Raw genomic sequence first — 7,499 nt, 5'->3', positions numbered from 1 at the left:
TAGTCATAAACATAACCGTTTGCCTATCCCTTATCGTAAGGGGGAAACGGTGTCCTGTCTTTCATGGGGCTCGTCCACGCTCCAACGTATCGATACGAAGGTCACAGATCGTTCCTAGTCGCATCCCCGTAAAGAAACCTAGAGCCAACATCATATAAAGCTCGGGTGAGGCGTTCTGTTTAACGAAATCAAGAATGGCGTCTCGATCAACCGCAGACACAGGAAGTAGCCCACCTTCCAAAGTGATCCCAATGCGTTGTCGGTTTGGAATACCCAGATCGGTGGTGGTGCCAGCTAGCGTTCGCTCGAAGCCGACCTGGTCAAAGTATTTGATGAAATAGCGCTTGTCTTTCCACAGCGGCAATAACGGATTTAGAAGGCCACGCCTCCTAACCCACCTGTAGAAACTAATGCAATTACGCATGTACTCGGAAGCCGTGGCAGGACTGATATGACCAGCATCACGAGCCTTGATAAGCGCCCCACGGTACTGAACAAGACATCGATCAGCCTTTCGAGACGGAAACTCAAACCACCTAAGCCTGCGACTCTCCAAAAACTTCGCGTAGTTCAACAGCCCGTTCAGGTTGCTAGATACAGTTTTAAGGAGTGCCTCACCATTGGTGATTCTCTCCATAGCCCAGAGATTGGCTTCTCTCCAAGGCAAGCCATCTTCCCAGAATATTTGTGGTAGTCCTTCGATCACTACACGGGAGCTATTCAGCGAGTAGGTAATCAGGCGGTCTTTGACAAAAAGGTCATGCGGACTGAAGTGAATGTGTTCGACGGTAGGCAAGTGAAATCTCTATATGAACAAACGTCAATGTCCATGGGGACACTATCTAACTTTTGGCGTCCATAGTATGCAACTTATTCTTATCGATGCTGTAGACCTCGACAGCCGGCAACATCGCCTCGATCAGGCTCATGACACGCTCGCTCATGTCGCCATACAACGCATAGTTGGACGAGAACGCCACAATCCCCAGTTGCTCGAGCCGATCCTTGATCTGGAAATACGGCTCGCCCATTTTCACGTGAGGCTTGGCGTCATAACTGCGGGCGATCACGCAGCCGTCGTTATATCTGAATGACTCTAACAGTTAGTTTAGTGTAAGATATTGATTTATAAGTAAATTAACTCACTAACATTTTTTGATTATTTTCCTTCGTTCCTGATGGCGATACTCCTCGACTAAGCCTATTTCAGACGTGGCTTCGCAAAGCAGGGCGGCGGATCGCAATCGACGATAGCTTCACTGTATACTTTTGGCTCCGCATACCCCTTGAGCTACAGGAACACCAGCATGACTGTACTCCAAACGCTCTACTGGCAGCCTACGCCGCCTTAGCGCTACGCCCCCTCGCAACACCTCGCCTCCGCCAGTTTCGCTCGCGGCTGCGTACTGCTGTATGCCCGGTTCTTACACCCAAAGCGCACAGCAAAATAATCCTCACAATTTGAATTCGTATCGACGCGCTCGCCATTTTCCTGGCATGCGTGCGGTGCATTGCTTTGGATATTCTGATGCTACAAACACTCAAACAAACGTGGTTTTCCAACGTCCGTGGCGACGTGCTCGCGGGGATCGTCGTCGCACTTGCGCTGATCCCTGAAGCCATCGCTTTCTCTATCATTGCGGGCGTCGACCCCAAAGTTGGTCTCTACGCCTCATTCTGTATCGCCGTGGTGATCGCCTTTGTCGGTGGCCGCCCAGGCATGATTTCAGCCGCAACAGGGGCCATGGCACTGCTGATGGTGACCCTGGTCAAGAACCATGGTCTTGAATATCTGCTGGCCGCCACGCTGCTGTGTGGCGTGTTGCAAATTGGTGCTGGCTACCTGAAGCTCGGCTCGCTGATGCGCTTCGTTTCGCGCTCGGTGGTGACCGGCTTCGTCAATGCACTGGCGATCCTGATTTTCATGGCTCAGCTGCCGGAGCTGACCAATGTCACCTGGCACGTCTACGCCATGACAGCCGCAGGCCTCGGCATCATCTACCTATTTCCCTATGTCCCCAGGATCGGCAAGCTCATCCCATCGCCACTGGTATGCATCATCGTGCTGACCGCCGTCGCCATGTCGGTTGGGCTGGATATCCGCACGGTCGGTGATATGGGGGAACTGCCGGATACGCTGCCGATCTTCCTCTGGCCTGACGTGCCGCTGACTTTCGAGACGCTGGCCATCATCTTCCCTTATTCGGCAGCACTGGCCGTGGTCGGTCTGTTGGAGTCGATGATGACCGCGACCATTGTCGACGACCTGACCGACACCTCCAGTGACAAGAACCGCGAGTGCAAGGGTCAGGGCGTGGCCAACATTGCTTCGGGTCTAATCGGCGGTATGGCCGGTTGCGCGATGATTGGTCAGTCGATCATCAACGTTAAATCCGGCGGTCGTTCTCGTCTGTCCTCCCTGGCCGCAGGCGTATTCCTGCTACTGATGGTGGTATTCCTCGGCGATTGGCTGAAGCAGATCCCAATGGCTGCCCTGGTAGCCGTAATGATCATGGTATCCATCGGCACCTTCAGTTGGGATTCGCTGCGCAACCTGAAGAAGCACCCGTTGTCGACCAACATCGTCATGGTCGTCACTGTGGTGGTAGTGGTGGCGACTCATAACCTGGCCTTCGGCGTGTTGGCCGGCGTGCTGCTGGCCGCGATGTTCTTCGCCAACAAGGTTGGCCATTACATGCATATCAGTTCCTCGCTGGACGAAGCCGGCGAGCATCGTAGCTACGACGTTACCGGCCAGGTGTTCTTCAGCTCGGCGGACAAGTTCGTCGCTGCCTTTGACTTCAAGGAAGCGCTGGGCAAGGTAACCATCGACCTGAATCGTGCCCACTTCTGGGATATCACCGCCGTTGCAGCCCTGGACAAGGTAGTCATTAAGTTCCGCCGTGAAGGCACTGAAGTCGAAGTGCTGGGCCTCAACGAGGCCAGCGCCACTATCGTGGATCGCTTTGGCGTTCACGATAAACCCGACGCCATTGATCAACTCATGGGCCACTAAGAAGGAGAACAACGATGACCCACGTAATTGCCTGTATCGACGGTTCCACCTCGGCTTCAGCTGTGTGCGACTACGCGGCCTGGGCCAGTCTAAGCCTGGAAGCCCCGCTGACCTTCCTGCATGTGCTTGATCAGCGCCAGTACCCGGTTACGGCCGATCTGAGTGGCAATATCGGCCTTGGCAGCCGCGAGCATCTGCTCGATGAGCTTGCTTCCCTGGATGAACAGCGCGGCAAGTTGGCCCTGGAGCAGGGGCGGATCATGTTAGCGGCCGCGAAAGAGCGGGCCATGAAGGATGGTGTCGCCGCCCCTGAGTCCAAGCAACGCCATGGCGATCTGCTGGAAAGCCTGCAAGAGCTGCAAACCGAAACGCGCCTGCTGGTCATCGGTCGCCAGGGCGAGTCTAGTGGCGGTCTGAGTCAGCATGTTGGAAGCCAGCTGGAGAGCGTGATTCGTATCATGCACCGGCCAATCCTAGTCACCCCGGCCAACTTCCAAAAGCCGCAGAGCGCGATGCTGGCATTCGATGGCGGCGCTACTACCCGCAAGGGTGTGGAGATGCTGGCAGCCAGCCCGCTGCTGAAGGGGTTGCCGATCCACCTGGTCATGGTTGGCCCCGTAAGCGATGAAGCGTCCGCACAGCTGGACTGGGCGCAGAAAGTGCTGATCAATGCCGGATTCAGTGTTCGTGCCGAGACCCGCAACGGCGAGATAGAGCCTACCCTGCACGCCTATCAGAAAGAGCACGGCATCGACCTGCTGGTGATGGGGGCCTACGGTCATTCGCGCATCCGTCAGTTTCTGGTCGGCAGCACCACGACCAGCATGCTGCGCACCACCACTGGCCCACTGTTGCTGCTGCGCTAACGGCCATGGACGACGCCCTCGATCTTGCCCATTTCAAGACCCTACTGGAACAGCGGGCTGCCGAGCTGGATCGGTTGCTGGAAGACGCTGAGTCTCGCTCGCAATCGGTGGAGCTGGATCAAAGCAAGGTAGGGCGTCTGTCGAGGATGGACGCACTCCAGCAGCAAGCGATGAACGATGCCATCCGTAGTCGGGCGCAGCATGAACGCGTCCGCCTCCAGCTGGCCCTCAAGCGTTGGCACGAGGGCGAGTATGGCTGGTGTAACCAATGCGGCGAGTTGATCGCCTCGGGCCGCTTGGAATTCGATCCGGCCACGCCGCTGTGCATCACCTGTGCCAGCCGCGTCGAGTCGGGTTGAAACCCATGACAGCTCGTGGCGTCAGCTCCGATTAACGAGGTTCCGAATGTATTTGTTGGCAAAAAACTGGCTGGGCCGAACACGGAAAACAAGCGCCTGGATTTGGGCACTGCTGTGCCTTGTATTGCTTACTGTATTCCAAGTCCGCACCCATCACCTTGATGATCGTTTGTACTTCTGGATCAAGACCAACTGGCACACTGACGATTGGCAGGAGCGCTCTGTGTGGCTGCCTGGCTATCGGGTTGAGCTGGATGCTAAGACGGTTCCTGGTGTGGACAACAATCTTTCGGGTCTGACCTTTGACCCTGACCTAAACCTGCTGTGGGCGGTCACCAACGGCCCAAACGAACTATTGGCCCTTAGTCGTGACGGTGATGTTGAAAGGCGCTATAGCCTGGACGGTTTCCACGATGTGGAGGCGGTGTCCTATGCCGGCAACGGCCAGCTGGTAATCGTCGAAGAGCGCCGGCAGAGCCTGGTTGTCGTGGATGTCCCCATCGCCGAAGACGGTAAACTTTCTCCTGATCGACCATTGAGCCGAGACCAGTATCCAGTGCTGACCCTGGCGCTTGGCAAGGAAGACAACAAAGGCCTTGAAGGGCTCGCCTACGACCTGAAAGGCGACCGCCTGTTTGTGACCAAGGAGCGAGATCCTCGCCAATTGCTGGAAGTGAGCGGCCTTCGTGCCAGCCTGGCCGGAGGCTTTTCCCTGCACGTGCGTGACCTGTCCAGCCTGGTAAAAGACAAGGTGTTTGCGACTGACCTGTCTTCAGTCGTCTTCGATCAACAGAGCGGCCATCTGATATTGCTCAGCGACGAGTCGAAACTGCTGATTGAAATGACTGATGAAGGCAAGGTGGTGAGTTTCCGCTCCCTGGCGAGAGGTTTTGCTGGTTTGCTCAAAGGCATACCCCAGGCCGAAGGCGTAACCATCGACGATGAAGGCTATTTGTACGTGGTCAGCGAGCCGAACCTGTTCTATCGCTTTACTCAGGAGTCAGATTAACCGGTCAATAAACTACAGTCGGGCGTGATCGTGGCGCTTGAAGTGTTGGTCTACGATTTTTGCCGAATTCAGTGGGCTCCCCATCAGGGCCTAGTTGGGCCCTGGTTTCAGAGGGAGTGCGGTGACCTTACCGTTGGCAACCGCCTTCAGCTGAATCATCTCGAATATTAGTCGCTGGTTAACCGAAGCCAGCCGAGCTACCTCCGCTAAAAGCTGATCATTCTCTGCACGGAGCAACCTGTTCTTTTCTTTCTCGCTCATCAACGCTTGATGCTTAGAGTCTCGCTGGGCTCGCACCGACTTGCCAGCGATGTTGCGAATCCTTTCCGCTATGCTTGGGTAAGTGTTATGGATGAGTCCCGGAGTCACACCTGCGGCACGGGCAACGGATGTGATGGAAAGCTTTTCGTCACCAGCAATGAGATCGTCGACGACCTTGTTGAGCGCGGCGAGTGTCTTCGACCTGGAGCGAATAGGAGAGTCAGGGCCCACCGCCTGTCTAGTCATTTGCCGCCTCCTCCATTTCCTCAACTGGAGAAAGGCCAAGGCTGGTAATTACATCTAGTGCAACCTGCAAGTCGCGTTCTGCGCGCTGCCTAACAGCCGGGCCTGCATCCTCAATTTTTATCAGCTCTCGCTGTTGAATGTAGATGTCCTGCCAAGTGCTGGCGAAGACTTCATCGATCACCGAATTTTTGCACCCTGGACACCGTGTGGCTTCGTATAGACCAGCACCTCCGCAGCCCCGCTCTGTGGCGATGCACCAGCCGTGTCCAGTCGCACGAATGTTGGCATGTGGGGCGGTCTGGGCAAGCAAAGCAGCTCTATCCTTGATTGGAATTGCCCGCAATTCCACAATCTTTTCGCCAGCGCCCCCTGCCAGTGGCTGATCATCGAGCCATGATTCGATCAGGTCAATTTTAAACTCTGTCATCTGCTGGAAGATCTCATCAAAGAGAGTCAGGTCTTGCTGCGGATTGGATGCATAGAGTTGGGTCATACTCATGCTGCTGTGTTTGAACTGCCATTTGAGGTAGATCAATGAAGTGCGGCCCATACGGGATTCTACAAAGCATCTTGCATATGTTCGCCTGCATTGATGCGTCCTCAACGGCCAATCGCTTCCAGCGGCTTTAGCTATACGGTCAAACGCAGCATTGGATGCTTGCCCGCTGAGAGCCTCAACATGATGGCTTTCCTGAACTTTTCCTCCTTGTGTGTTTCGTCCCAAAAATAGTTTATTCGCGTCTTTTCGGGCTTTTTCGAGCCTAAGGAGATGTTCAGTTGAATACGAAAAATCCCGATTGCTTGCAAGCTGTCTAATCTCTTCATCCAGCTCTTTTCTGATGGGTACTGAATATTTTGCCAAAAGACTTAAAGCTTCAATCGTCAGTTCTGGCACAAGATATTCGACCTGGCCTTTACCTGTCTTGTGCTCGATTGTGGTCACCCAGCAAAAATTAATCCCATTTCTTAACTCTTTGCGCCAAGCGCCAACTTCAATTCCAATTGCCTCGTCATTGCGCATGCCGCTAGTGATTGAAACTATATACAGAACAGCATCTCTGCAACGAATTGCCATCCGTTCATCACTAGGATGATATCCAATACCATTGGCTGCCAATTCGGCCTTCATCTCCCGGACAATGCTTTCGCAATAGTTGAAAATCCTAGATTGTTCATCATGAGGAATGATATCTGTTCGCCCGACGTTTTTAGTGGCAGCACCCAATCCTTTTACATTCGCGACCCCACAAATCCGCCACAATGTCGAATTACCCCAAGGATAACTCTGAATGGGAAACATCGTGTCGGCAGAAAACACCCAAAGAAAATCAATAACCCGTAATCGCCCATACAGCGGGAGAGGCCTTAACTTCAATTCATATTTGCAATGATGAACGTAATTGCTGACATGGATCGGACGGACATCTGCAAAGCTTGAAACTCCTAGATTGTTTAACCAGCGAACAAAAGGCATCACGCTGACGACGGCGAAAGTAGTAATGCCCCGTGCGATAGGAGGTTTGGATCTAGGCATTCCTCTTTTAAACCAAGCATAAGCAACAGCTTTGCAGTCATCAATAAGCTCCCGAGGCATGCCCATATCCCAGTTGATGAATTTATAAGAATGAGCAACATTGGCCTGATCAAAAAACGGGCGAAGATCCCACTGTGCATCGCCAAACCTGCTAAGAATGAAGGTTTCTCCATCTTCATTAACGATAGCGCTGATCACGATTGCATCC

General features: G+C 53.8%; 6 protein-coding genes and 2 pseudogenes. 4 read left to right on the top strand and 4 right to left on the bottom strand.

What is annotated here, in order from left to right:
- Window positions 1-76: 76 nt before the first annotated feature.
- Together GHN92_RS10835 and GHN92_RS10830 are read right to left on the bottom strand one after the other, a co-directional pair.
- Window positions 77-637 (bottom strand): annotated as a pseudogene (locus GHN92_RS10835) (site-specific integrase); the annotation flags it as partial.
- 238 nt (window positions 638-875) lie between these two features.
- Window positions 876-1,082 (bottom strand): annotated as a pseudogene (locus GHN92_RS10830) (DNA polymerase V subunit UmuC); the annotation flags it as partial.
- A gap of 446 nt (window positions 1,083-1,528) precedes the next feature.
- Here GHN92_RS10830 and GHN92_RS10825 point away from each other — a divergent pair.
- The 4 genes from GHN92_RS10825 to GHN92_RS10810 are packed head-to-tail and all read left to right on the top strand — an operon-like array spanning window position 1,529 to window position 5,250.
- Window positions 1,529-3,016 (top strand): SulP family inorganic anion transporter, encoded by a 1,488-nt coding sequence (locus tag GHN92_RS10825; RefSeq protein WP_019436569.1) that lies wholly within the window; start codon window positions 1,529-1,531, stop codon window positions 3,014-3,016.
- Window positions 3,017-3,030: 14 nt separating this feature from the next.
- Window positions 3,031-3,882: a universal stress protein gene (locus tag GHN92_RS10820; protein ID WP_019436568.1), complete on the top strand. Its 852-nt coding sequence runs from the start codon at window positions 3,031-3,033 to the stop codon at window positions 3,880-3,882.
- Window positions 3,883-3,887: 5 nt separating this feature from the next.
- Window positions 3,888-4,241 (top strand): TraR/DksA family transcriptional regulator, encoded by a 354-nt coding sequence (locus GHN92_RS10815; RefSeq protein ID WP_019436567.1) that lies wholly within the window; start codon window positions 3,888-3,890, stop codon window positions 4,239-4,241.
- A gap of 46 nt (window positions 4,242-4,287) precedes the next feature.
- Window positions 4,288-5,250: an SdiA-regulated domain-containing protein gene (locus GHN92_RS10810; protein ID WP_019436566.1), complete on the top strand. Its 963-nt coding sequence runs from the start codon at window positions 4,288-4,290 to the stop codon at window positions 5,248-5,250.
- A 90-nt stretch (window positions 5,251-5,340) separates the two neighbouring features.
- Here the strand turns inward: GHN92_RS10810 and GHN92_RS10805 are convergent, their stop codons facing one another.
- Both GHN92_RS10805 and GHN92_RS23845 read right to left on the bottom strand, forming a co-directional pair.
- Window positions 5,341-5,757, bottom strand: a complete 417-nt coding sequence (locus GHN92_RS10805; protein ID WP_019436565.1) for a hypothetical protein — start codon at window positions 5,755-5,757, stop codon at window positions 5,341-5,343.
- Entirely contained in the window at window positions 5,750-7,489 is a 1,740-nt protein-coding gene (locus GHN92_RS23845) for a tyrosine-type recombinase/integrase (protein WP_230395974.1), read from the bottom strand. The genes GHN92_RS10805 and GHN92_RS23845 overlap by 8 nt, the downstream gene beginning before the upstream one ends.
- Between the last annotated feature and the right edge of the window lie 10 nt (window positions 7,490-7,499).

Source organism: Pseudomonas sp. FSL R10-2964, from assembly GCF_009600035.1.
GTDB classification, from domain to species: Bacteria; Pseudomonadota; Gammaproteobacteria; order Pseudomonadales; family Pseudomonadaceae; genus Aquipseudomonas; species Aquipseudomonas bubulae.
Note: the sequence above shows the minus strand (reverse complement) of the source record. Positions and strands in the feature narration are given on the sequence as shown.

Coding starts and splice junctions, on each gene's coding strand:
- GHN92_RS10825 (WP_019436569.1), top strand. CDS start 1,529: ATGCTACAAACACTCAAACAAACGTGGTTTTCCAACGTCCGTGGCGAC.
- GHN92_RS10805 (WP_019436565.1), bottom strand. CDS start 5,757: ATGACTAGACAGGCGGTGGGCCCTGACTCTCCTATTCGCTCCAGGTCG.
- GHN92_RS10815 (WP_019436567.1), top strand. CDS start 3,888: ATGGACGACGCCCTCGATCTTGCCCATTTCAAGACCCTACTGGAACAG.
- GHN92_RS10820 (WP_019436568.1), top strand. CDS start 3,031: ATGACCCACGTAATTGCCTGTATCGACGGTTCCACCTCGGCTTCAGCT.
- GHN92_RS10810 (WP_019436566.1), top strand. CDS start 4,288: ATGTATTTGTTGGCAAAAAACTGGCTGGGCCGAACACGGAAAACAAGC.